At 61.3% G+C, this 23,032-nt stretch carries 16 protein-coding genes; 12 read left to right on the top strand and 4 right to left on the bottom strand.

Translation table 11 applies throughout. The features are described from left to right. Nucleotides 1-16: 16 nt before the first annotated feature. Together P9228_RS12640 and P9228_RS12635 are read right to left on the bottom strand one after the other, a co-directional pair. A complete protein-coding gene (locus tag P9228_RS12640) occupies nucleotides 17-793 on the bottom strand; it encodes a polysaccharide deacetylase family protein (protein ID WP_278053714.1) in 777 nt (258 codons plus the stop codon). Then, entirely contained in the window at nucleotides 790-1,878 is a 1,089-nt protein-coding gene (locus tag P9228_RS12635; RefSeq protein WP_278053713.1) for a glycosyltransferase family 4 protein, read from the bottom strand. Before P9228_RS12635 ends, P9228_RS12640 begins: the two co-directional genes overlap by 4 nt. A 75-nt stretch (nucleotides 1,879-1,953) precedes the next feature. On the opposite strand from P9228_RS12635, the gene P9228_RS12630 reads away from it, so the two are divergent. From P9228_RS12630 to P9228_RS12595, 8 genes are all read left to right on the top strand, one after another. Then, nucleotides 1,954-3,132, top strand: a complete 1,179-nt coding sequence (locus tag P9228_RS12630; RefSeq protein WP_278053712.1) for a DUF3095 domain-containing protein — start codon at nucleotides 1,954-1,956, stop codon at nucleotides 3,130-3,132. A gap of 108 nt (nucleotides 3,133-3,240) precedes the next feature. Beyond that, nucleotides 3,241-4,584 carry a nucleotide sugar dehydrogenase gene (locus tag P9228_RS12625; RefSeq protein ID WP_278053710.1) on the top strand — a complete coding sequence of 448 codons (1,344 nt, stop codon included), beginning with the start codon at nucleotides 3,241-3,243 and terminating at the stop codon, nucleotides 4,582-4,584. A gap of 267 nt (nucleotides 4,585-4,851) precedes the next feature. After that, on the top strand, nucleotides 4,852-6,192 hold the full coding sequence (locus tag P9228_RS12620) for an adenylate/guanylate cyclase domain-containing protein (protein ID WP_066994087.1): 1,341 nt from the start codon (nucleotides 4,852-4,854) through the stop codon (nucleotides 6,190-6,192). Nucleotides 6,193-6,333: 141 nt separating this feature from the next. Then, nucleotides 6,334-8,229: an ABC transporter ATP-binding protein gene (locus tag P9228_RS12615; RefSeq protein WP_347404282.1), complete on the top strand. Its 1,896-nt coding sequence runs from the start codon at nucleotides 6,334-6,336 to the stop codon at nucleotides 8,227-8,229. Next, the gene (locus P9228_RS12610) at nucleotides 8,226-10,124 is read left to right on the top strand and encodes an ABC transporter substrate-binding protein (protein ID WP_347404291.1); all 1,899 of its coding nucleotides are present in this window, start codon (nucleotides 8,226-8,228) and stop codon (nucleotides 10,122-10,124) included. Before P9228_RS12615 ends, P9228_RS12610 begins: the two co-directional genes overlap by 4 nt. A gap of 2 nt (nucleotides 10,125-10,126) precedes the next feature. After that, nucleotides 10,127-11,125, top strand: a complete 999-nt coding sequence (locus P9228_RS12605; RefSeq protein WP_066994096.1) for an ABC transporter permease — start codon at nucleotides 10,127-10,129, stop codon at nucleotides 11,123-11,125. Further along, nucleotides 11,122-12,303 carry an ABC transporter permease gene (locus P9228_RS12600; protein ID WP_278053706.1) on the top strand — a complete coding sequence of 394 codons (1,182 nt, stop codon included), beginning with the start codon at nucleotides 11,122-11,124 and terminating at the stop codon, nucleotides 12,301-12,303. The genes P9228_RS12605 and P9228_RS12600 overlap by 4 nt, the downstream gene beginning before the upstream one ends. A 191-nt stretch (nucleotides 12,304-12,494) precedes the next feature. Then, on the top strand, nucleotides 12,495-12,974 hold the full coding sequence (locus tag P9228_RS12595) for a class I SAM-dependent methyltransferase (RefSeq protein WP_278053704.1): 480 nt from the start codon (nucleotides 12,495-12,497) through the stop codon (nucleotides 12,972-12,974). A gap of 21 nt (nucleotides 12,975-12,995) precedes the next feature. On the opposite strand, the gene P9228_RS12590 is transcribed toward P9228_RS12595, so the two are convergent. Next, a complete protein-coding gene (locus P9228_RS12590; RefSeq protein WP_067326333.1) occupies nucleotides 12,996-14,411 on the bottom strand; it encodes an adenylate/guanylate cyclase domain-containing protein in 1,416 nt (471 codons plus the stop codon). Between the two features lie 203 nt (nucleotides 14,412-14,614). On the opposite strand from P9228_RS12590, the gene P9228_RS12585 reads away from it, so the two are divergent. The 3 genes from P9228_RS12585 (at nucleotide 14,615) to P9228_RS12575 (ending at nucleotide 17,622) form a co-directional block, all read left to right on the top strand. After that, entirely contained in the window at nucleotides 14,615-15,439 is an 825-nt protein-coding gene (locus P9228_RS12585) for a hypothetical protein (protein ID WP_095823572.1), read from the top strand. A 74-nt stretch (nucleotides 15,440-15,513) separates the two neighbouring features. Further along, nucleotides 15,514-16,038, top strand: coding sequence for a GNAT family N-acetyltransferase (locus P9228_RS12580; RefSeq protein WP_127323812.1), 525 nt, complete (start codon nucleotides 15,514-15,516; stop codon nucleotides 16,036-16,038). A 198-nt stretch (nucleotides 16,039-16,236) separates the two neighbouring features. Next, a complete protein-coding gene (locus tag P9228_RS12575; RefSeq protein ID WP_278053700.1) occupies nucleotides 16,237-17,622 on the top strand; it encodes a hypothetical protein in 1,386 nt (461 codons plus the stop codon). Between the two features lie 81 nt (nucleotides 17,623-17,703). Here P9228_RS12575 and P9228_RS12570 read toward each other — a convergent pair whose 3' ends face one another. Further along, nucleotides 17,704-19,476 (bottom strand): adenylate/guanylate cyclase domain-containing protein, encoded by a 1,773-nt coding sequence (locus P9228_RS12570; RefSeq protein WP_278053699.1) that lies wholly within the window; start codon nucleotides 19,474-19,476, stop codon nucleotides 17,704-17,706. Between the two features lie 243 nt (nucleotides 19,477-19,719). Between P9228_RS12570 and P9228_RS12565 the strand changes: the two genes are divergently transcribed. Then, nucleotides 19,720-23,022, top strand: a complete 3,303-nt coding sequence (locus P9228_RS12565) for an adenylate/guanylate cyclase domain-containing protein (RefSeq protein WP_278053697.1) — start codon at nucleotides 19,720-19,722, stop codon at nucleotides 23,020-23,022. The last annotated feature ends 10 nt before the right edge of the window (nucleotides 23,023-23,032 follow it).

Here is a 23,032-nt window from a genome sequence, read left to right as displayed (position 1 = left end):
TTCGGAGGAAAATCGCTCACACTTTTCCTGGAATTGCTCTACCGCCGCTACGCCCGATCAATGTCCTGATCGGAAGCCATGCGCAGGCTTCAGTCTGTGCGGCGACTGTGAACAGCCGTTCGAGAAAAAGCCAGGCCGATTCATCGTGGACGAGATGGTGGGTGAGCAGGCCGACCGGTTCGCCACCGTCGAATGCATGCCGCAATTGCGCAATGATGGCCTGAACCAAGGGCCCATGATCGCGACAGCCGCGCGTGCCATGCCAATCGATGATGTCGACATTGCTGTTGATGACCGGCACCGGGGCCGGCTTCGGCGGCCCAAAGACCGACAATGCCGCAAATCCTACCGATCCAAGCTCCGATACCAAGCCGGCGTCGATTCTGTTCCAGGGTGGCACCAGCATCGGAACGGCACGCGCGCCGTGCAGCCCGGTTAGGCGCGACAGCCCGCGAGCCATATCATCGAGCACCGCCTGGCGTGGCCGATGCGCGCCGAGTTCCTGCTTTTTCTGGTCCTGCGGCGCATAGTTTCGGTGCGCCCAGCCATGGATGGCGACCGAGGCATGCGGCGCCTCGTCAAGCCGGACGACAAGCCTCTCGTCAGTCAGCGCCGGAATGACGGCCAGAGTGAGTGGAACCTCGAATGCGCGGGTGAGTTCCAGCAGCCGATCAAGCGCAGCCGTCGGATCCACAGCGTCGTCGTCGCGCAACCAGAACTCCGCCTTGCGGTCCGCCCGTCGCCAGCACGCCAGTTCTTCCACCAAGGGCTGCCAGATCTGATCGACTGTCATGCAACCGCGATCTTCGTAAGAAGTTCGGAAAGACGCGCCGCTGCAGTAGCGAGGGAGCGTTCTTCGAGGATGAAACGTCTGGCGTTGCCGGCCATGACGGTTCTTTCCTCGCCACGGACCAGAAGCCTTTCGATGGCAGACGTGAACGCCGCCACATCGCCCGGCGGGGTGAGAAATCCGGTCTGGCCATCCCGCACGACCTCCGGCACGCCGGCGATGTCCTGCGCCACCACCGGAAGCCCGGCGGCCTGTGCTTCAAGATAGGCAACGCCATAAGCTTCGCCGCAACCCGGCCAGACGTAAATCCCTCCACTGTAGAGGACATCCGGCACGGCGGCTGGCTCGATCGCGCCAAGCCATTCGATCCGGTCGGCGGGAAGGCCGGCGAATTGCCCTTTGACCTCGTCACGGGCAGGCCCGTCTCCGACGACCGACATGGTCCAGGGCAGGTGGCCGATCGGAGCGAGGGCTTGCGCGAGCATGCGATAGCTATCGACCTTGTCGCCCGGTCGCATCATGGCGACTGTAACGAGACGCGTCGGACAACCACGCGCCGGCAGTTCCCGGAATACCGATGTGTCGATGAAGGGCGAAAGCATGCCGAAAACGGCGTCTGGAAGAGCGTCTGTCAGTCCCCGACGATCCCTTTGCGTGAAGCAGATGTTCAGCGCCGCCTGTTCGACGGCTCGCGCCACCAAGGCTTGCATATCGGCCCAAAAACCGACGTTGCGCCGCTTCGAATAGGAGGCTTCCGCGGTCACATAGGGGATGGCAAAGGCCGACGCCAGCTCGGGCCCGATCAGGTCGGGCGCCTTGTAATAGAGATGATAGGAGAACCAGAGGTCGGGCTTGCCGTCACGCTGCCAAAGCTCTGTCAGCCGCGCGACTTCCTCTCGGGCTTCGACCTTGAGCGCATCGAAACTTTTCGACTCCGGTTCGCGTAGATAGAAGCGCAATTCGGATGCCAGATCGACGCGATGCCCTCCATGCTCAAGCGCCTTGATCAACATCCGTGCCATCTGACGGTCGCCAGAGGCAACGGCATGATTGGGCGACTTCAGCGGCGCGTAGAAGGCAATTCGCATCGCCGGAGCCTATCATTGGAAAGCCTGCGCAAGTCAATTTCGAAGCATGATCGAGTTTCACCTTCAAGCAGTGGAATGTGCTATTGCATGCTCATGGAAACAGCCGCAGCGTCCGACCCGTTCGTCGCTTCCTTGCCGGTGTTCGCGAAGTTCGAAAGCGTTGCCGACATCGACAACTATCGGCCGCTTCCCGATGGCTGGGCGCTGGCCACCGCCGACATCGTCGGCTCGACCAAGGCGATCGAGGCAGGGCGCTATAAAACCGTGAATATGGCCGGCGCCAGCGTCATTTCGGCGCTGCTCAATGCGCTGGGTCGGCAAGATCTTCCCTTTGTCTTCGGCGGCGACGGCGCGCTCGTGGCGTTTCCGAGTTCGGCGCTGGAGATCACGCGCAACGCCCTGGCGGCCGTCCAGCGATGGGTGGCGGACGAGTTGGCCCTGACCTTGCGTGCCGCAATCGTGCCGATAGCGGATATAAGAGCGCAAGGCCTCGACGTTCGGGTAGCGAGGTTCCGGGCCTCCGAAGCGGTGTTCTATGCCATGTTTGCCGGCGGCGGCGGCAGTTGGGCGGAAGCCGAGATGAAAGCGGGGCGCTACCTGATCGATCCTGCGCCGGCCAACGCGCGGCCGGATCTGACCGGTCTCTCCTGCCGCTGGAGCCCGATCGAAGCCCGGCATGGCGAAATCGTCTCGATCATAGCCGTTCCGGGCGCCTCGCGCGATGTGCGCGGTTTTCAGGTTCTGGCTTCCGACATCATCGCCCTTGTCGGTCGACAGGAACGTGATGGCCATCCGGTGCCGGTGAACGGGCCGGCCTACGGTTTTTCGCGCGCCGGCCTCGATCTCGAGGCCCGGGCCGTCGCGCCGGCGGGAAGGCGGTGGGTGTCGAAGCTGTGGATAGTGTTCCTGTTGTCGCTTGCGGCTGTGACCGATCGATATGGCTGGACGATCGGGAGGTTCGATCCGAAGATCTACAAACGCGACGTGGCCAGCAATTCGGATTTCCGGAAGTTCGATGACGGCTTGAAGATGACCATCGATGTAGATGCGGATTTGTTGCAGCGGATCGAGCACCGGCTGCAGCAGGCCGAAGAGGCGGGCATTTGCACCTATGGCCTGCACCGCCAGCAATCGGCGTTGATGACGTGCCTCGTCGCCTCGCCGCTGCAGCGCGATCATGTTCATTTCATCGACGGCGCCGCCGGCGGTTATGCGATGGCTGCCGCAAGCCTGAAGGCGAAGGTGTCGGCCTGACGACGGCTTGCGGAGATCCATTTTCCGCAATATGCCTCGGGGTTGTTGGGCCCACATGAGCCTCGCCGTGGAAGCGGGCAGTCTGTCCACATTGAGGAAAACAGATTTTTGGACGCCTCACGATCGACATATGACAGTCTGCTGAACCGGATTTCGACGCGCACCGCGCAAGTCGGGGTGATCGGACTGGGTTATGTCGGATTGCCGCTGGCGGTCGCGGTAGCACGCGCCGGCTTCCCGGTTTTCGGCTTCGACATTGAAGCCCAGAAGGTCGAGAATCTGAACAGCGGGCAATCCTACATCGAGGCGGTGACGTCCACTGCCCTTGCCGTCGAGGTGGCGAGCGGACGGTTTCGCGCCACTGCGGATTTTACCGAACTGGCCGCCTGCGATGTCATCGTCATCTGCGTTCCGACGCCGCTGACGAAAAACCGCGAGCCAGACCTCTCCTTTGTCAGGAACACGGCAGGCACCATCGCGAAGCATCTGCGTCTCGGCCAGTTGGTCGTGCTGGAATCGACCACCTATCCCGGCACCACCGACGACGTGATCAAGCCCATCCTGGAACAAACCGGCCTGCAGTCGAAGGTAGACTTCTTCCTGGGCTTCTCGCCCGAACGCGAGGATCCAGGCAACCGCAGCTTTGAAGTCGCGACGATCCCCAAGGTCGTGGCAGGCGACGGCATTGAAGCCGCGGCGCTCGTGAAGGCTTTCTACCAGGGTGTGGTCGAGACCGTCGTTCCGGTTTCCACCACCGCGACCGCCGAGGCGGTCAAGCTGACGGAAAACATCTTTCGCTCGGTCAACATAGCCCTGGTCAACGAGTTGAAGGTCGTGCTCGGTGCGATGGGCATCGACATCTGGGAGGTGATCGAGGCGGCAAAGAGCAAGCCCTTCGGCTACATGCCGTTCTATCCTGGGCCCGGACTTGGCGGGCACTGCGTCCCCATCGATCCTTTCTACCTGACGTGGAAGGCGCGCGAATACGAACTGCCGACCCGCTTCATCGAACTGGCGGCAGAGATCAACACGGCTATGCCGCGTCATGTGGTCGATGAACTGGCCAGGGCGCTGGACCGGCGTTGCGGCAAGGCGCTCAGCCGCTCGCGCATTCTCATCATTGGGCTCGCCTATAAGAAGAATGTTCCGGACATCCGCGAGAGCCCTTCATTGCGGCTCATTGAACTCATCGAGGAATGGGGCGGCAAGGCCGAATTCCACGATCCGCACGTCAGAGAAATTCCGACGACACGGGAGCATATGGCGATCAAGGGGCGTCGGTCTGTCGAATTGAGCGAGGGGACCTTGAAGGATTTCGATGCTGTCGTCGTTGCAACCGACCACGACGCGATCGACTATCAGGCGATCGCCGATCACGCCCTTCTGATCGTCGACACGCGCAATGTTTTCGGCCGCCTCGGGCTAGCCCGAGAGACGGTGGTAAAGGCCTGACGGCGGTCTGAGCCGGCGAATTCTTTGCTCGATGTCAGGATCGTGGTTGCACTCGGCCGGCAGCGTCGACACATAATGCCGCGAGTAAATAGATACAGTTAGCCTGTCGCTCGCCCGCACGGACAGCCAGTTGCGAAGTTCTTCGCCGGCTTTTCCTGCCAAAGCTGGCTTCATTGACTTCGGGGATCTCTTCTTGGGGTCGTTGGCGGACTGTGTTGTGGGCGGATCAAAGGACAATGCCTCGTCTTCGAGGAGTTTCGAGATAGCATGAGCACAACGCAAGCAGAAATTTCCACCATCCTCATGGATAAGGTAGCCGATTGGCTGAACCAATCGGTACTTGCCGGCAACGACCTGGAAACATTGGTAAAAGGCTTTTGCGAACGGCTGGCTGCTGCCGGCCTGCCGTTGAAGCGGGTGCATTTGAGCTTTTCGATGCTTCATCCGCTTTATGATGCGCTTGGCTTCACCTGGGTTCGCGGCCGAGGCTTAGAAATCGAAAGCTTCCGCAATGAGCCCGGCGCGCCGTCCGACAGGTTCCTGACCAGCCCATACTATCATCTGCTCAGCAACAAGCTCGACCACCTGCGACGCCGGCTCGACCCGTCGCTGCCATCAGAGTTTCCTGTTTTCGATGATCTCAGGCTTATAGGCGTCACCGACTATTTGGCTTTCGTGCATTCCTTCAACGGCAACGCCAGTCAGGGCATGATGGGGTCCTGGTCCACCGACAGTGCCGCAGGGTTCAGCGACAGCATGATTTCGGCGCTGCTGCGCATCCAGAACCATCTCGCTATGGCAACCAAGATGGCGGTGCTCACCAAGCTCGCCGACAACATGATGACCACTTATCTCGGCGGCGACGCCGGCAGGCGCGTGCTTGACGGTCAGATCAAGCGCGGCGAGGGCGATACAATCCGGGCCGCGCTGGTTATGGGCGACATGCGCGGGTCGTCAAGGCTTGCCGAAACCTCCGGCCGTGAAATCTATATCGATACGCTGAACCAGTTTTTCGACGCCGTTGCAGCACCTTTCAATCGCAAAGGTGGGCAGATCATGAGTTTCATCGGGGATGGCTTCATCGCTGTTTACCCTTGCGAAAGGCATCGCTCGCAGTCCGAGATCGCCTGCCAGGCTGCTCTTGCGGCAGCGCGCAGCGCCACAGCGCGCGTGACGGATCTCAATCTGCGCAGAAAGGAAAAGGGGCTAACCGACATAAAATTTGGTATCGGTCTACATGTCGGCAATGTGATGTTCGGCAATGTCGGGCTTACCGACCGGCTCACATTCTCTGTCTTCGGCTCGGCTGTAAACGAGGTCCAGCGTCTCCAGGTACTGACCAAGAAATATCCGCACAGCATTCTCGCCAGCAAGGACTTCGCCAGCTATTGCGGCGCCAGCAACTGGCTGACGCTCGGCAGCGAGGAACTGGCTGGCATCAAGCAGAAGCTGACGGTGCTCTCACCCGATCTGTCGGGTGCTCTCGCAGTCGATGAAGACGGTGCGCTGGAGCCGGTTTATGACCGAAGATCGGACGCCGAGCAGGTCATGTTGCTTCACCGCGATGCCGCGCGGCTGTCGGCGGGCGACCCGAGCAAGCTCCAGTAACCGCCACGACCTGATCCGAAGTTTCCGGTAGACAGTCCGGTCGCCAGTTCCTCCACTGGCGACCTTTCCGAATCCAAGTTGCTCTAAGCTGGCAATAGGTTAGTCTCGCTTCCGAACCTGCCAGATTGGGGCTGGTGTGGAATGAATTCGGGTGTTGATCTGCTGCGGATCGAGGATGTTGGCATCTCTTTTGCCATCATCGGGGGACCGTTGCATGCCGTCAGGCGCGCAAATCTTCGCGTCCTGCCCGGCAAGGTTACCGCGCTTGTGGGCGAGTCCGGCTCCGGAAAATCGGTTCTCAGCCAGGCAGTGATGGGCATTCTGCCGGGATCAGCCCATGTTCGCGGCCGTATCCTGTTCTCCGATCCCGAAAGGCCCGGCACCACGCAAGATATCCTGAAGATGCCACGTGATGGACCCGAAATCCGGGCATTGAGAGGCAGCCGCATCGGCAAGATCTTTCAGGAGCCGATGACATCGCTGTCGCCGCTGCACACGATCGGCAACCAGGTCAGCGAATCCTTGCAGATTCATACCCCCATGGCTCGGGCGGAGCGCAAGGCGCGGACCGAGGAAATGCTCGGTCTTGTCGGCTTTCCGAGTCCCAAACGCGCCTATGATATGTATCCCTTTGAGCTTTCAGGAGGATTGCGTCAGCGCGCCATGATCGCCATGGCGCTTATCTGCCGGCCCGCCCTGTTGATCGCCGACGAGCCGACGACGGCGTTGGACGTCACCATCCAGGCGCAAATCCTACATTTGCTGCGCGGCCTTCAGACCAAGCTGAACATGGCGATGTTGCTGATCACCCACGACCTCGGCGTGGTCGCCAACGTCGCCGACGAGGTCGTGGTCATGTACCATGGCGAGATCATGGAAGCGGGACCTGTCGAGGCGATATTCCGCCGACCAGGTCACCCCTACCTGAAGGGCCTGATGGCAGCCGTTCCGCATTTCGACCTGAAGCCTGGCGAAAGGCTAAAGGCGCTGCGCGAGGTGCCGGTGAATGTCGAGAACCTGCTCGGCAAGCAGACGGCGCCGCCGTCGAAGGGGCCAGACGATATCCTGTTGTCGGTCAGGGATCTGAAAAAGACCTTCACAATCCGCAAGTCCGGATTGTTTGGCGGGGATCACCAAACCACGGTTCGCGCCGTGGGCGGCGTGAGCTTCGATATCAGGCGCGGCGAGTGCCTGGGGCTGGTCGGCGAAAGCGGCTCCGGCAAAACCACGGTCAGCAAGATCCTTATGCGGGCTATCACCCCTAGCGGCGGCTCTGTGACGTTCAACGGCCGCGATGGAGCGATCGACGTCTTGCAAGGCGAGGGAGACGCCCTGCGCATGCTGCGCGCCAAAATCCAGATGGTCTTCCAGGATCCGGTTTCATCGCTGTCACCTCGCATGACAGTGGAGAACATCCTGAGCGAGCCGCTGGAGATCCATCAACGTGGCGATGCCGCGTCCCGACTCGCCACTGTCAAAAGCCTGATGCAGGCGATCGGGCTCGATCCGCGCTTCATCAAGCGCTATCCCCACAGTTTCTCCGGCGGGCAGCGTCAGCGTATCGGCATCGCGCGCGCGTTGGCGCTGGGCCCTGAACTGCTGATCTGCGACGAGCCGGTTTCGGCGCTCGACGTCTCTGTCCAGGCGCAGATCTTGAACCTGCTGAAGGACCTGCAGAAGGAACTGGGCCTGACCTACCTGTTCATATCGCACAATCTGGCGGTGGTGGACTACATGGCAGACCGAATCGCAGTGATGTGCGGCGGGCGTATCGTCGAGCTTGCGCCACGCGAAACTCTGCTGAGGAAACCGATCCACCCCTACACGCGCTCACTTGTCGCCGCAGTACCTTTCCCCGACCTCGACAGGCCGATGGATTTCACGACGCTGAAGCTCAGCGGCGCTTCCGACACCAGCGCATGGGGACCGCAATTCCGCGACGAGGGCGACGAGGATGTATTGTCGCCGCTCGATCTTGGTGGCGGCCACCTCGTGTTGGCCCGACGTTCGGCCGATGTCAGCGAGCTACGCCATTGATCAGCCGGCGCACCGTCCTCGGACTCATGGCTTCGGCGGTTTTGCCGGGCACATTGCACGCAGGCGATCTGGAGCCGGAGTTTCTTCAGCCGCTGCTGAAGGCCCTGGCGCTGCCGGCACTCTCCGAGCGCTTGCCCAAGAACCCGCGCGTGTTGAATCTCGCTGCGATGGGGCGGCAGCCCGGCCAGTATGGCGGCACGCTGCGCACGATCATCGGCAGTCAGAAAGATATCCGGATGATGACGATCTACGGATATGCTCGCCTGGTCGGCTATGACCAAAAGCTCAACTTGCAAGCCGACATTCTTGAAAATTTCGAGGTAGCAGACGATCGCGTCTTCACTTTCAAGATACGGGAAGGACATAAATGGTCTGACGGTAGCCTGCTGACGCCGGAGGACTTTCGCTATTGCTGGGAAGATGTCTGGCTGAACGACGAACTTTCGCAAGGCGGGCTCGCACCGGCCCTGCTGGCCGACGGCAAGCCGCCACGCTTCGAGATCGTCGATGCGTTGACGGTCCGTTATAGTTGGGATGCGCCAAATCCCGACTTCCTGCCCAAGCTCGCGGCTGCTTCGCCGTTATCGCTTGTTCTGCCGGCCGCCTATCTCAAGCAGTTCCACAAGAAATACCAGGATCCATTCCGGCTCGCCGGCCTGATGGAGGAGAACAGGGCCAAGAAATGGACGCTCTTGCATATCCGCATGTCGCGGCAGTATCGCCCGGAGAACCCGGAACTGCCGACGCTCGATCCCTGGCGGAACCGGACCAAGCCGCCGGCTGAGCAGTTCGTCTTCGAGCGCAATCCGTTCTTTCACCGCATAGACGAGAATGGCCGGCAACTACCCTATGTTGACCGGATTGTCATGAATGTGAGCTCGTCGGCGATTATTTCCGCCAAGACCGGCGCGGGCGAGAGCGACCTGCAATGCATGGGAATTGATTTCAGCGATTACTCCTTCCTGAAGGACGCGGAGAAGCGCTACCCGGTCAAGATGCATCTCTGGAAACGCACACAGGGTTCGCGACTGGCGCTGCTGCCCAATCTGAATTGTGCCGACCAGGTCTGGCGTGGCCTTTTTCGCGACGTGCGCGTGCGTCGTGCACTTTCGCTCGCTGTGCACAGGCGCGAGATCAATATGGCTGTGTTCTATGGATTGGCGCAGGAAAGTGCCGATACGGTCCTGCCGGAGAGCCCGCTCTACCGGCCCGAATTCGCGAAAGCCTGGGTCACCTACGATCCTGATCAGGCCAATGCCCTGCTCGACGAGGTCGGGCTTCAGGCGCGTGACGATGACGGCCTGCGGATACTTCCCGATGGACGCCCGGCGCAGATCGTCGTGGAAACGGCCGGCGAAAGCACGCTGGAAACGGATGCGCTCGAGCTCATCAGCGATCACTGGCGCCAGATCGGTATCGCCCTGTTCATCCGGACTTCGCAGCGCGACATCTTTCGCAGTCGCGCGCTTGGCGGCCAGATCATGATGTCGATGTGGTCGGGCATCGACAATGGCGTGCCGACCGCCGACATGAACCCGTACCAGCTGGCCCCCACCATTGACGACCAACTGCAATGGCCGCTCTGGGGTGCTCACTACTTGTCTCGTGGCAGGCTCGGCGAGGCGCCCGATCTTCCGCCTGTGGTCGAGTTGATGACCTTACTCAAGCGCTGGAACGCATCGACCGAAGCCACGGAGCGCGCTGAAATCTGGAATTCAATGCTGTCGATCTACACCGATCAGGTGTTTTCGATCGGCACGGTGAACGGAACATATCAGCCGGTTCTGGCCTCCTCGCGGCTGCGCAATCTGCCTGACAAGGCGCTCTACGGCTACGACCCGACCGCCTATTTCGGTGTCTACATGCCCGATACATTCTGGCTTGGAGAGTCCTGAGCGTGCTTCGATATATTGTCTGGCGCCTTGCCGTAATGGTCCCAACGCTGCTGATCATATCGGCGCTTGTGTTCACGATCATCGAACTTCCCCCAGGCGACTATTTCGACAGCTATGTTGCCGAGCTTCGGGCTCAGGGCGAGGCGGTGGATTCCGACCGCATCGAGATGATGCGGAAGGACTACGGTTTCGACAAGCCGCCGGTCATTCGCTACTTCTACTGGGTTGGCGGGATGCTGCACGGCGATTTCGGCTATTCCTTCGAATATGAGCTGCCGGTTCGCGACGTGATCGGGGACCGAATGTGGCTGACCGTGCTGGTTTCCTTCGTCACGATCCTCTTCACTTGGCTCATCGCCTTTCCAATCGGCATGTACTCCGCCACGCATCAATACAGCTGGGGCGACTATGGGCTGACTTTCTTCGGCCTTCTCGGCCTTGCCATCCCGAACTTCATGCTGGCGCTGATCCTGATGTATTTCGCCAACATCTGGTTCGGCACGTCCGTCGGCCATCTCATGGACCAGCAATATCTCGGCGAGCCGATGAGCTGGGCCAAGGCGAAGTCGATCCTCGCCCATCTCTGGATCCCGGTCTTGATCATCGGCACCGGGGGCACGGCAAGCATGATCCGGCGGCTGCGCGCCAATCTGCTCGATGAGCTTCACAAGCAATATGTCGTGACGGCGCGCGCCAAGGGCCTTCATCCCTTCAGGACCCTGGTCAAATACCCGCTGCGCATGGCGCTCAATTTCTTCATTTCGGACATCGGCTCTATCCTGCCGGCCATCATTTCCGGTGCTGAAATCACGGCGATCGTGCTGTCTTTGGAAACGACCGGGCCGATGCTGATCAAGGCGCTGCAAAGCCAGGACATGTATCTGGCAGGGTCGTTCCTGATGTTCCTCGCCTTCCTGACGGTCATCGGCGTGCTGATTTCCGATCTGGCGCTGGCACTGCTTGATCCACGAATTCGTTTGCAGGGCGGCAGTACCAAATGAACACGCAATCGCCACTTCCCGCTCCGGGTGCTCCGCTGCAACACTATGTTTCCATCGCGCCCTTTGACCTGCAGTCGGTCGAGGCGATGACGCCGGAGCAGTCGAGGGTCTTTCAGGCGTCGCAGTTGCGGCTGATGTGGTGGAAATTTCGACGGCACCGGCTTGCTCTTGTATCCGGCATATTCCTGGCGGTGCTCTATTTCGCGATACTGATCTGCGAGTTCCTGGCGCCCTACAATCTGCACACGCGCAACATGGACTACATCTATGCGCCGCCGCAGCGGGTGCACCTGTTCCACAACGGCCAGTTCGTCGGGCCGTTCGTCTATGGCCGCCAGATGAAGCTGGATATGGACACGCTGAAGCGGAACTACATCGACCAACAGGACGATGTTCAGCGGATCCGCTTCTTCTGCGAGGGCGACAGCTACCGGTTCTGGGGCCTGATCGAAGGTGACAGGCATTTTGTCTGCCCTGCCGAAAACGGCCAGCTCTTCCTGGCCGGCACTGACAGGCTGGGGCGCGATGTGCTCTCGCGCATCATCTATGGTGCACGCATTTCACTGACGATCGGCCTCGTCGGCATCAGTTTCAGCTTCCTGCTCGGCATAGTCATCGGCGGACTGGCCGGCTATCACGGCGGCATCTTCGACCTGATCGTTCAACGGATAATCGAAGTTCTGCAATCGATCCCCAGCATTCCGCTATGGCTGGCTCTGGCGGCGATCATGCCGATAACTTGGAGTCCGATCCTGATCTATTTCGGCATCACCGTCATCCTCGGGCTGCTCGACTGGACCGGATTGGCGCGGGCCGTGCGTTCAAAGCTTTTAGCGTTGCGAGAGGAGGATTACGTTCTGGCCGCGCAATTGATGGGCGCCAGCAGCGGCCGCATTATCCGGCGGCACCTCATTCCGGGCTTCATGTCGCATCTGATCGCGACGGCGACGATCTCCATACCCGGCATGATCCTGGGCGAGACGGCGCTGAGCTTCCTCGGGCTCGGGCTGCGGGCACCGATAACCAGTTGGGGCATCCTGCTCACCGAGGCGCGCAGCGTCAGCGTGATCGCGTTTTATCCATGGCTACTTTTGCCGATCCTCCCCGTCATTCTCGTCATTCTGGCGTTCAACTTCCTCGGCGACGGCTTGCGGGACGCTGCGGACCCTTACAAGTGACATCGCCAGTCCGCCGCGCTTCAAGGCGCAGACTCCGCCCGGTTCGTCGGGGGCCTGTTCGGTTGTTGCTGTGTTGAACGTTCGCCTCTATATGCGGCGACGCCGGATCGGGCTAACACGTTGCTCGGGTTTCATCCTGGTATCGCGGGCATTGCCGGTCTCTTGAGCTGGTTCAGGACACACAGACGCATATGAGTCGCCTCGAAAGTTTCATCCGCAGGCTGACGGCACAGCGCGACATTCTCGATCAAGTCTGCGCGGAGGTGGCGAAGATCGAGGGTCCCATCCTTGAGCTCGGCCTCGGCAATGGCCGGACCTTCCACCATCTGCGCGAGCGTCTGCCCGGCCGACGGATCGTGGCGTTCGACCGCGCACTTGCCGCACACGCCAGCTCAATTCCCGAAGCTGAAAACCTCGTGCTCGGCGAAATCCGCGAGACGGCGAGCAGGTTCATCGGCATCGAGGCCGCTCTTGTTCATGCCGACATCGGCACCGGCTATGAAGATCGCGATGCAGTGACCTCCACCTGGCTCCCCGAACTGACCGCGCGCCTGCTTCGCGTCGGAGGCATTGCGGTCAGCGGCACGCCGCTCGATCACCCGCAGTTGCAAAGCCTTCCACTGCCGCCTTCGGTACCCGCCAATCGCTATTTTGTCTGCAGGCGCGTCTGAGGGCCGAAACGGCCCAAGTCTTCAGGGGATCGTGTATACCGCTATCTCCCTCTCGATGCCGCGCAGCGAGACCTCGTGTGGCACGGGCGTCAGCGCGTTCCTGTGCAACAGATCGGCGGTGAGATTGTCGTCGACCACCGCGCGCGTGGCGAAGATCGCCTGTGCGTTGGCAAGGTTCTGGACCCGCGAAGCAATGTTGACCGTCTGGCCGAAATAGTCCTGTCGCTCGTTCATAGACACAGCAATGCACGGGCCGGCATGGACTCCGATCTTGAGCAGCAGATCCTCGCGCCCGCTCTTCTCATTGAGCGCACGCATGGCATCGCGCATCCTCAGGGCCGCCGCAATCGCACGATCCGGCGTCGCGAAGGTCGCCATCACCGCATCGCCGATCGTCTTCACCACCGCGCCTGCCTCCGACGCGACGATCTCGTGCAGAACCTGAAAATGCACGCGCACGAGATCGAAGGCTGAAAGATCGCCCACCCGCTCGTAAAGCTCGGTCGATCCACGCAGGTCGGTGAACAGGAAGGTGAGGCTAGTGATCTTCAGGCGCTGGTTGATGTCGAGCGTATCCGTGCGATAAAGATCGCGGAACGTCTGGTTGGTGAGCAGGCGCTTGGCTGTCAGGAACGGCCGGCGTTTGCCCAGGAGATCATGCAATTCCTGGCCGGCGATGAAGACCGTCGGCAGCACGCGGGTGTCGGTCCTGTTTTCCAGCGAAATGCGCAACGGGCCGGGTTGCATCTCCAGCGTCTGGTTCTGGACATGCTCGCGGTCGAAGACCAATGAGAGGCTTCGTCGCTCTCTTGTCGGTTCGCCCTTGACGTCGATGAACTGCACTGAATGGGTGACCGGCTCGAAGACGATGATGAATTCGGACGGAAGCTGTACGGGCAGAACAGCCTTTTCACCTGGCGCAAGCTCGATATCCTCCAGCGAGAACGCTTCCATCGTCTTGGCGAAATCCTCTTCCGGCAGGTCGACGCCGGACGCCCAGTAGATCTGGCGGAAATATTCCACCAACGGCAGTTCGTGTGGATTGTGGGCGGCAATCTTGCGCACGCGAGGACTGACCGTGAATGTCACCTCGACCATCTCGTCGAGGGTCGGTGAATAGCCTTCGGAACACAGCGCGCAGGTATATTCGTCCTTCTGCAGGGTTTTGAGCGTGGCGTTGCTGTCGAGCACGCCGCCACAGCCGGGGCATAGAACATTCCAGGAAATGTCGAAGAGGCCCACGCGCGCCGCATGCAGAAAGGCGCCTATGGCGCGTTCCACATCGAGGCCATGCTTGCTGGCGAAGGCTAGAGCATTGATGCGGCAAAGCTCGCGGTCCTTGCCCTCCGCGATGGTTCGCTTGATCGCATCGATTGCCCGCGGATCGACATCGGTCGATTGCCGCAGAAGCGAGAACAGATCCTGAGCTTCGTTCATCGTGCAGGCTCCGGAAGAAATGCGCCGCCGAAACGTGTTGACCGGACCGGTCCTGGTCCGACTGCGCCATTTTACTTCGAAACCGACCCTACGGCCATTCGAATAGACAAGCCGGGCGATACCTCAAGTCCGTTTGGTGGATTTTCGCCGGCCGCAACCGGCACTATGATGATCCATGGGCATTTATCTATGCGGGCTACCCGATGCCGACATCCGACAATCCGCCGTTTCCCGGCACCCTGCGCCTCTTTTCCTTGGTGGTCATTATCGTCCTGACCGTAGGCGCCGGCCTGTTCTTCGCGCCCGTGCTGGTCAAGCCGCGCTGGCCGTGGGCCGTCACCCCGTTCAATGCCCGCTTCCTTGGTGGCTTCTACACCGCCGAAATGGTCGTGATGGCGGCGCTGCTGTTCTGGAATCGCTGGTCGCCCGGCAGGCTCGTGCTCGTCATGGCGCTCATCTTCACCGTCATCGTGTCGGTGGCGTCGTTCATCAATCTCGGCTATTTCAACTTCGGGCGCAAAGCGCCCTGGCTCTGGTTTCTGGTCTATCTTGGTTCGGTCGCGGCATCCGGGCTGTTCTTGTGGCGGGCCAGGGCCCGTCCTTCTGCAAAAGGCGTGACCTTACAGCCCGCATGGCGCGGCTACATGCCGGTGGAATTGGCAGTCCTTGGGCTCTATGGCGTCGGCCTTTTGCTGTTCCCCCTGACATTCGGCAGCTTCTGGCCATGGCCGGTCGATGGCTTCCACGCTCAGGTCTACAGCGCCATCTTCCTCGCGGGGGCGGGTGGCATATATGTCGTCTGGAGAAGCGCGCCGCGCGAGGAACTGCTGGTGCTGGGCTTGGCGCAGTTGCTGGTTGGCCTGCTTGCCATTGTTGGACTCGTCATCACCGACGCTGCGGTGAACCGGATCGACTGGACGGCGACCGGGACATTGTGCTGGCTCGCCCTTTTCGCCTGGATCGGCATCAGCGGCGTCTTCAAACTTTTCGCCGCCACTCAGTATTTTAGCTCGCAATCGGCATCATAGGTTCTAGAGACGGCTGGATTTTCAGGTGACGTAGGGTGCATCGTACCGTGCCGATTGCCATCGCCGGGAACGTTATGACCAGCACAACCTCGCCATCCTCCGAGAAAATCCAGCCGCAGCTCCGATCCGTTCGGCTAAGCGATGCGGAGGCGCTTTGCGCCATCTTCAACATGCCGGGCTTCCGCTGGGGCACGCTCAGGATGCCTTTCGAGATGGTGGAGCAGGTAGAGCGGCGCATCGCCAAGTCCGGCCAGGAAACCACCTGGATCGTTGCGGAGGTGGAGGGCAGGGTCGTCGGCCATGGCAGCCTGGTCGTGCAGGGCTCGCCGCGCCGTTCGCATATCGGCGAGATCAATATGGGTCTTGACGATGCCTTTGTCGGCAAAGGCATCGGCTCTGCCATACTTGGCGCGCTGCTCGACGTGGCCGACAACTGGCGCGCTCTGAAGCGGGTCGAATTGACCGTCTATGCCGACAACGAACCGGCCATGCGCCTCTACAAAAGCCACGGCTTCGAGGTCGAAGGTCGGCATGTGAAGGCCGGTTTTACCGAGGGCCAGTACCACGACCTCCTCAGCATGGCCCGGCTGCGATTCTGAAATCCGCTGTTCGGTCATAACTGTTTAGCCGATCTACAAATCAAGCCGAGTTGGCGAACTGGTGGTTGCCGATGGAGAACTCTGTAGGATAATTTCATCTCACACGGTTCTGATCGAGTTGACGATCCATGTGTGGGCCGGCATTCAGGAAGTCTGGTCTCCCTTGGCGTTTGCACCGCGAGCCGCCAGACGGGACAGATGACCGCCGTGGCTGACCCAATCCCCACGCCTCCAGTGGAAATTCTGGCTGTGCTGTCGCTGCTCTGCCCGGAGGTCGTGCGTGACATCGAGCAGAACTGGAACGCACCGGTTTCCGATTATGCCCGCCATCTGTGGCGGCCGGTGGCAAGGCCTGCATCGGACCCGGCGATCGCTGCCCGCTCGATCCTGCGCGACGTGCTGCATCGGCGTCTTGGTGCGATCATGCAGCCTGAAGAGGTCGGCAAGGCCCTCGAAGCGTTCGAGCACAGACCGGTCATTCAGTCCGGCCTGCACTGTCTGCTTCTGATGGACCGGATCACCTTCGACGCCCTGCTGCTTGCCTGGCTCGGCGCGGTCGAAAGCGGGCTCTCGGCCTTCTTCTGCTTCATGGGAACGACGATGACCATGGAGACAATCGGCCGGGAGGGGCCCGGATGGCTCGATGTCGGCGACGACAAGGTCAACCTGTTTGGCATGGGACGCCACAAGCTTTGCCGCAAAAGCGCCTGCGCGGCCGGTCCCGTCTTCCTCAACAAACGCGCGCTCGAAGCGGTGGGTGATGAAACGGATGCCAGCCGCTGGCTGGGCACACTGCTTGCCAGCCGGGACAAGATGTTTGCAACCGCGGCCGACGCGGTGACAGCCCTCAACGAGGATCTGGTCGCCAATTGGGACTGTTCCAGCATGGCCAAGCCGGTTTTCATCGATGATCGGCTGGCCGCGGCCGCCATGGCTCGGCATCTGGAATATGACGGCAGCCTTCTTTCCAAGCTGCTCTTTGAGCCCGCGAGGCGCAAGCGTCTCGAACGTGCCCTGCAAGAGACCGCAGCGAGACCATTTGGCAGATTCCTGCCCAATGCCACAGCCTATTTCTGGGGCATCCGCGACGAGCGCGTGCGCAAGCTCGTCCTTGAGAACGGCCACCTGATCGAGCCCGACAGGCGGCATGGTCTTTCCATCCCGTTCGAGCGAACGCATCTCAAGCAGGCGCTACTGGAAGGCGTGCTGCTGCCGAACTTGTTCCTCACGTTCCTCGTGCTCGCCATATTGCCGCGCGTGCGGGTTGTGGGCGGCCTGAGACAGATTGGCTATGTGGCGCTTTTCCACTCGATCCTGCTGGCCGCGCTTGACGAGAACGCGCCGGAAGAGCGCGATCTGGCTCAGGAGCTGCAGGTTCGGGAAAATGCCTGGGGCGTGCGGGTCATCGATGAAAAGATCTCGGTCCGCGAGCAGCTTGCCGGCCTGCCGCAAGGGGCGCTCTTCCCGAATCTACTGCGGCAGTATCGCTTGCAAACATTTGCCGAGACGACCGACGACCTGAAACTGGTTCGGGAAGACGCCCGATGGCGCAAGATCGGCCAGGCAGAGATCAAGGCGACCTGAGCTTCGCTTCCGGTTTTATTCGCGGAGAGTCCATTCGTGAATGAACGCAGTTCAAGGCCTGACCTGACATGGCCCCATCTGTCACTGCACGATACCGGCCTTGCGGAGCCCGTCCACGATGAGTTCGAAATCGGCAGGGTTCTTGTAGGGCAAGACCTTGCGTCGGTAGTCCAGCGAATAGTCGGGATTGACGCGAAGCACCTCCTGCCATGCCTCGCGGGCCTCGGCGAAACGGCCCAGATGGCCGTAGCTGGCGGCCAGAAGCGCGCGCGAGACATCGGTGACAGCGTTGCGAGCCAGCCGCTGCAGCAAGAGGTCAACGGCCTCTTCGTACCTTCCGAGTTGAAACGATGCCAAAGCCTGGAAATGCAGAAGCACATCCGGAAAGTATGGATTCAAGGTCTTGCCCCGGGCGTAACTCTCGAGCGCCTCTACGGATCTGCCCGAATAGTGCAGCGCCTCGCCGAGGATCACGTGCCCTTCGGCGAAGTTCGGATTGAGAGCTATCGCGTGCTCGGCCTCGTTGATGGCTTCATCGTGCCGTCGTGTATACAGCTTCACGATAGCCAGTGCCCAGTGCGCCCAGGGATCGCTGTCATCCAGCGTTACCGCTCGCGTTGCAGCCTCTTCCGCTTGCGCCATCGATTCCGGCGGCGACGCACTCCACCTGTTCAGGTAATCGAGCCCGTGCGTGAGGGCGAGGAAGGCGTGGGCAGAGGCAAACTTCGGGTCCAGTTCGATCGCACGTTGCAAGAGGTCGCGGGCTGCGACGTTCGTCTCCTTCGTCAGCCGGTGCCACAGCTCCCGGCCCCGCATGAAATAGTCATACGCCTGCGTGTTGCGCGCATACTCGGGCGCCAGCCGCTGACGGTCGCCTTCGGTGAGATTGAGCGCCAACGCTCCGACGATCTGCTGCGTCACGTCGTCCTGCACGGCGAATATATCGGTCAGGTCCCGATCGAACCGCTCCGCCCAAAGGTGACCGCCCGAGGTTGCATCGATGAGCTGCGCGGTGATGCGCACCCTGTTCCCCGACTTGCGTACGCTGCCCTCAAGTACATGCCGCACGCCGAGCTTCGAGCCCACCTCCTGCACATGGACGTTCTGCCCCTTGAAGGTGAACGACGAATTGCGTGCGATGACGAAGAGCTGCGACAGTTTGGACAGCGCCGTGATGATGTCCTCAGAAATGCCGTCGGCGAAGTAATCCTGTTCGGCGTCACCGCTCATGTTGGCGAACGGCAGGACGGCGATCGACAGTTTCGGCGGCGCTGCCGTCGCGGGCCGGCTTGCCGCGATTTCCGGGGTCGCGGCCGGCTTGGTCCCGGCGCTGCCGACTTGCAGCGAATAGACCCGGATCGGCTCGGCGATGTTCTTGAGCTGTGTGCTGCCGAGATCGCTGACCGAGAGGTCGAGCCGCGCCTTGACCTGGCGATAGGCATCCTCGGACAGGCAGATGGCGCCGGGCGCCGCGACGCCCTCCAAACGCGAGGCGATGTTGACGCCGTCGCCCATCAGGTCGCCGTCGCTCTCTTCGACCACATCGCCCAGATGGATGCCGATCCTGAACTCGATGCGGCGGTCCTGCGGCACGCCGGCATTGCGCTCGACCATGCCGTTCTGAACCTCAACGGCGCAGCGCACGGCATCCACCACGCTGCGGAACTCGACCAGCGCTCCATCCCCGGTGCGCTTGATTACCCGCCCGTTGTGGACTGCGATGATCGGATCGATCAGGTCGCTGCGCAGTGCCCGCAACCTCGCCAAAGTACGATCTTCGTCCGCGCTCGCGAGCCGGCTGTATCCAACCACATCTGCAGCGAGGATTGCGGCCAGCTTCCGCTTTTCGCTCATGGGTACGTGTCCTCGGCTCCATAATAGCAGGAAGGCGGAGGCTAAGAGGGAATTTTCGTGGACGACGGCTACGCAGACGCGCGAGTCGGCAGCGCTCTGCCACCGGGCCTGGACCGATCGCTCGATGCCCCATTTGCGCTGCCGCTTGCTGGCCGACGACTATCGGTTCATTCTTGTCTGAATACCCGGCCGTGAAGTGCGTGGCGAGATCACGCCGTCATGGCTCCAGTGAGGTCTTGCTCGATGGACTGCTCGGGCTGCGGTTTCGAGGTCGAGGGCGGTTTCGCTTTCTGTCCGAAGTGTGGCAGGCGCCAGCCCGTGCCATGCGCCAGTTGCGGCTACCTGTGCGCACCTGATTTCGAGTTCTGTCCGAAATGTGGGGCAAGCGTCGGTGCGACGGCAAAAGCCGTCGAACGGCCTGCTCCGACACCGAGCCGGACCATTGTGCCGCCTTCTCGAACTCCGTCGCTGCTCGCGAACATCGAAAGCGAAGATGATGGGTTCCATCCCGTCTCTGAAGCCGATCGCAGGACGGTGACGGTCCTGTTCGCCGACCTTTGCGGCTTCACGACACTCAGCGAGCAGCTCGACCCCGAGGTGATGCAAGCGCTGCAGAACCAACTGTTCAAGGAATTGACGGCAGCCGTGCGAAACTTTGGCGGTTTCGTCGACAAATTCATCGGCGATGCATTGCTTGCCTTGTTCGGTGCGCCGGTCGCGCATGAAGACGATCCGGAACGTGCGCTTCGCGCCGCTCTCGACATGATGGCCCGGACGACGCGGCTCGGCGAAAGCGCTCCCCACTCCGGCTCGCCTCTGTTGCTCCACATCGGCATAAACACTGGTCCGGTCGTTACTGGCGGATTGGGCATCGGCACCGCCAAATCTTATTCGGTGACCGGCGATACCGTGAATACGGCGCAACGCTTGCAATCGCTGGCCGCACCGGGTGAGGTTCTGGTAGGCGAACTCACTCACAGGCTGACCCGGCATGCCTTCTCTTTCGAGCCGCTGGGCGATGTTGTGCTTCGCGGCAAGGCAGGCAGTGTGCTCGTCCATCGACTGGACGCACCGCTTGCGTTGCCGCGTGCAGCGCGTGGGCTCGAGGCGCTCGGCCTCAGCGCGCCGATCATAGGTCGTGGTGCGGAGCTCCATAGAATGCTGGCCAGCCTTGACCAGGCGTGCGGCGGCTCGGCCCAACTTGTTCGCCTCGTCGGAGAAGCCGGTATTGGGAAATCGCGGCTGGTGAAGGAATTCGTCGCCCGCGTCGGCGACGAGGATCGTTTTCGCAACGTCGCCGTGCGGCAGGCCACATGCTCACCGCTGGGCGAACAATCTTTTGGCGCCTTGGGCGCAGTGGTGCGCAGCGCTGCCGGGATGATGCAAAGCGATACTGGGGATGAAATGCGGGCGAAGCTCGGAGGCTTGCTGACCGACCTCGGCCTGCAGGGCGAGGAGGCGAAGCGGCTGATGCCTTTGCTCTACCATGTGCTTGGCCTTGGCGACCCCGATGCCACCTTGCAGCATGTCGAGCCCGAGCAGCTGCGGCGGCAAATCCTCTACGCAGTCCGCACGATCATCGAAAGGCGGCTTGCCTTGTCGCCGCTGTTGATTGTCGTCGAAGATCTGCACTGGGCCGACGCCGTGTCGCTCGAGGCGCTGCGTTTCGTGATGGACAGGTTGGAACGCACGCGGTTGATGTTGCTGGTCACGCATCGTCCGGCGCCGGACAACGACCAGCTCGACTCAAGTCGGGTCAGTCACACAGCGCTCAGGCTTTCGCCGCTCAACACTGATGACGGACGCGGGCTGCTGGCGGCGCTGTTCGGTGAGAGCTGGGTAAAGTCCGCAGGCAGGCTTGTCGACCAGATCCTCGAGCGCGCCGGCGGCAACCCGCTTTTTATAGAGGAGATCGTTCGCGGCCTGATCGATCGCGGTGTGCTGATGCGCGAGGGCCAGCGATGGCGGACTGCGGCAGGCGAAGTCGCAACCGGCATTCCCGCCACTATCCAGGCAATGCTGCTTGCCCGGGTCGACCGGCTGCCCCAGGAGGTGCGCCGGTTGGCCCAGGAAGCCGCGGTGATCGGCCCGCGCTTCGATGCCACACTTTTGAAAGCCGTGACAGCCGAACCCGGCCGCTTGGAAGCCGGCTGCGAACTGCTTTGCGATGCCGAAATCATCGAGGAGGTCGCCGGATCAGGCTCGATCTCGTCGCCAAGCTACCGCTTTACGCAAACGTTGCTGCAGGACGTGATCTACCAGAATCTGCTGTTGCAACGCCGGACCGATATCCACGGGCGGGTCGGTGCCGCCTTGGAGCAGCTGTGTGGCGACAAGCCGGAACGGCTCGAGGATTTGACCGTGCTCGGTCATCATTTCGCGCAGAGCGCGGAGCGGGAGAAAGGCGCGCATTACTTGCAGGCGGCGGGCGATCGCGCTCGCATGATATACGCCAACGACGACGCCCTTCGTTTCTACGAGCGAGCGCTGACTGCGTTGGGCGCGATCGGGCAAATGCCGCTCAAATTGGCAATCGCGGAGCGCATTGCCGATTTGAGCGGCCCGGTAGGCCGCCGCGAGGTCGCGCACCAGCACTACGAAACGGTGCTGCAGGCATATCGGGAATCAGGCAATCGTGTCGCGTCGGCACGAGTTTTGCGCAAGATCGGTCGGCTGCTCTGGGACGTCGGCAAGCGGGACAACGCAGAATCCCGCTATGCGGAAGCCGCAGCGCTGCTCGAAGGAGCGGATGCCCCGATCGAGCAGGCGCAGCTGTGGCAAGAACGTGGCCGACAGGCGTTCCGTAGCGGAGATCACGCTCGCGCAGCAAAATGGGCAGACGCGGCGCTGGATGGCGTACGCACTCTGACAACGGAGCATGTCTCCGAGGAAGGGCGTGACGCCACTCTTGTGACCGCCGAGGCACTCAACACCAAGGCTGTCGCGCTGGCTCGCCTTGGGCGAAACCTTGAAGCGGTGCGCCAGATCGAGCGTAGCATTGAATTGGCCGAAGCCGCCGGTCTGCTGGGCACGGCCTGCCGCGGCTACACCAATCTCGGCGTGCTTTACACGACCATCGATCCGGCACAGGCGATAAAGGTCTGTCGGCGCGGTCTTGAAGTGGCGCGCCATATTGGTGATTTGGGCTTTCAGGCGCGCCTCCTCGCGAACCTGGCGGTTGCTTGTTGTACTTTCACGGATCGTTGCCCAACGGAGGGCGTGCCTGCTGCCGAGAAGGCCATCGAGATCGACCGGGCACTCGACCAGCGCGAGCATCTGCCGGTGCCGTTGATCGTGCTTGCGCAGATCCACCAGTGCAACGGTCGTCCGGAACTGGCGGTTGGCTTGTTCCACGAAGCACTGGACGTAGCGCGCGAAACGAGTGAACCCCAACTGCTGTTTCCGTGCTATGATGGTCTGGCAACGCTTAATCTCGACCTCGACAATTTGGCCGAGGCCGAACGCTACTTTTCCCTGGCGCAGGGTATATGCGCCCAGCACGGGCTAGACCCGGAAGCGCTTGTGGTGCTGCCTTTTCTCGACTAGCCGGGTGGGA

Source organism: Mesorhizobium sp. WSM4898 (assembly GCF_029625845.1).
Classification (GTDB): Bacteria; Pseudomonadota; Alphaproteobacteria; order Rhizobiales; family Rhizobiaceae; genus Mesorhizobium.
The sequence above is the reverse complement of the archived record's forward strand: the minus strand, read 5'-3'. Positions and strand labels throughout refer to the sequence as shown.

Excerpts from the sequence above, each read along its gene's own strand:
- P9228_RS12640 (WP_278053714.1), bottom strand. The coding sequence starts at position 793 with ATGACAGTCGATCAGATCTGGCAGCCCTTGGTGGAAGAACTGGCGTGC.
- P9228_RS12635 (WP_278053713.1), bottom strand. The coding sequence starts at position 1,878 with ATGCGAATTGCCTTCTACGCGCCGCTGAAGTCGCCCAATCATGCCGTT.
- P9228_RS12630 (WP_278053712.1), top strand. The coding sequence starts at position 1,954 with ATGTGCTATTGCATGCTCATGGAAACAGCCGCAGCGTCCGACCCGTTC.
- P9228_RS12620 (WP_066994087.1), top strand. The coding sequence starts at position 4,852 with ATGAGCACAACGCAAGCAGAAATTTCCACCATCCTCATGGATAAGGTA.
- P9228_RS12615 (WP_347404282.1), top strand. The coding sequence starts at position 6,334 with ATGAATTCGGGTGTTGATCTGCTGCGGATCGAGGATGTTGGCATCTCT.
- P9228_RS12600 (WP_278053706.1), top strand. The coding sequence starts at position 11,122 with ATGAACACGCAATCGCCACTTCCCGCTCCGGGTGCTCCGCTGCAACAC.
- P9228_RS12595 (WP_278053704.1), top strand. The coding sequence starts at position 12,495 with ATGAGTCGCCTCGAAAGTTTCATCCGCAGGCTGACGGCACAGCGCGAC.
- P9228_RS12590 (WP_067326333.1), bottom strand. The coding sequence starts at position 14,411 with ATGAACGAAGCTCAGGATCTGTTCTCGCTTCTGCGGCAATCGACCGAT.
- P9228_RS12585 (WP_095823572.1), top strand. The coding sequence starts at position 14,615 with ATGCCGACATCCGACAATCCGCCGTTTCCCGGCACCCTGCGCCTCTTT.
- P9228_RS12580 (WP_127323812.1), top strand. The coding sequence starts at position 15,514 with ATGACCAGCACAACCTCGCCATCCTCCGAGAAAATCCAGCCGCAGCTC.
- P9228_RS12575 (WP_278053700.1), top strand. The coding sequence starts at position 16,237 with ATGACCGCCGTGGCTGACCCAATCCCCACGCCTCCAGTGGAAATTCTG.
- P9228_RS12570 (WP_278053699.1), bottom strand. The coding sequence starts at position 19,476 with ATGAGCGAAAAGCGGAAGCTGGCCGCAATCCTCGCTGCAGATGTGGTT.
- P9228_RS12565 (WP_278053697.1), top strand. The coding sequence starts at position 19,720 with ATGGACTGCTCGGGCTGCGGTTTCGAGGTCGAGGGCGGTTTCGCTTTC.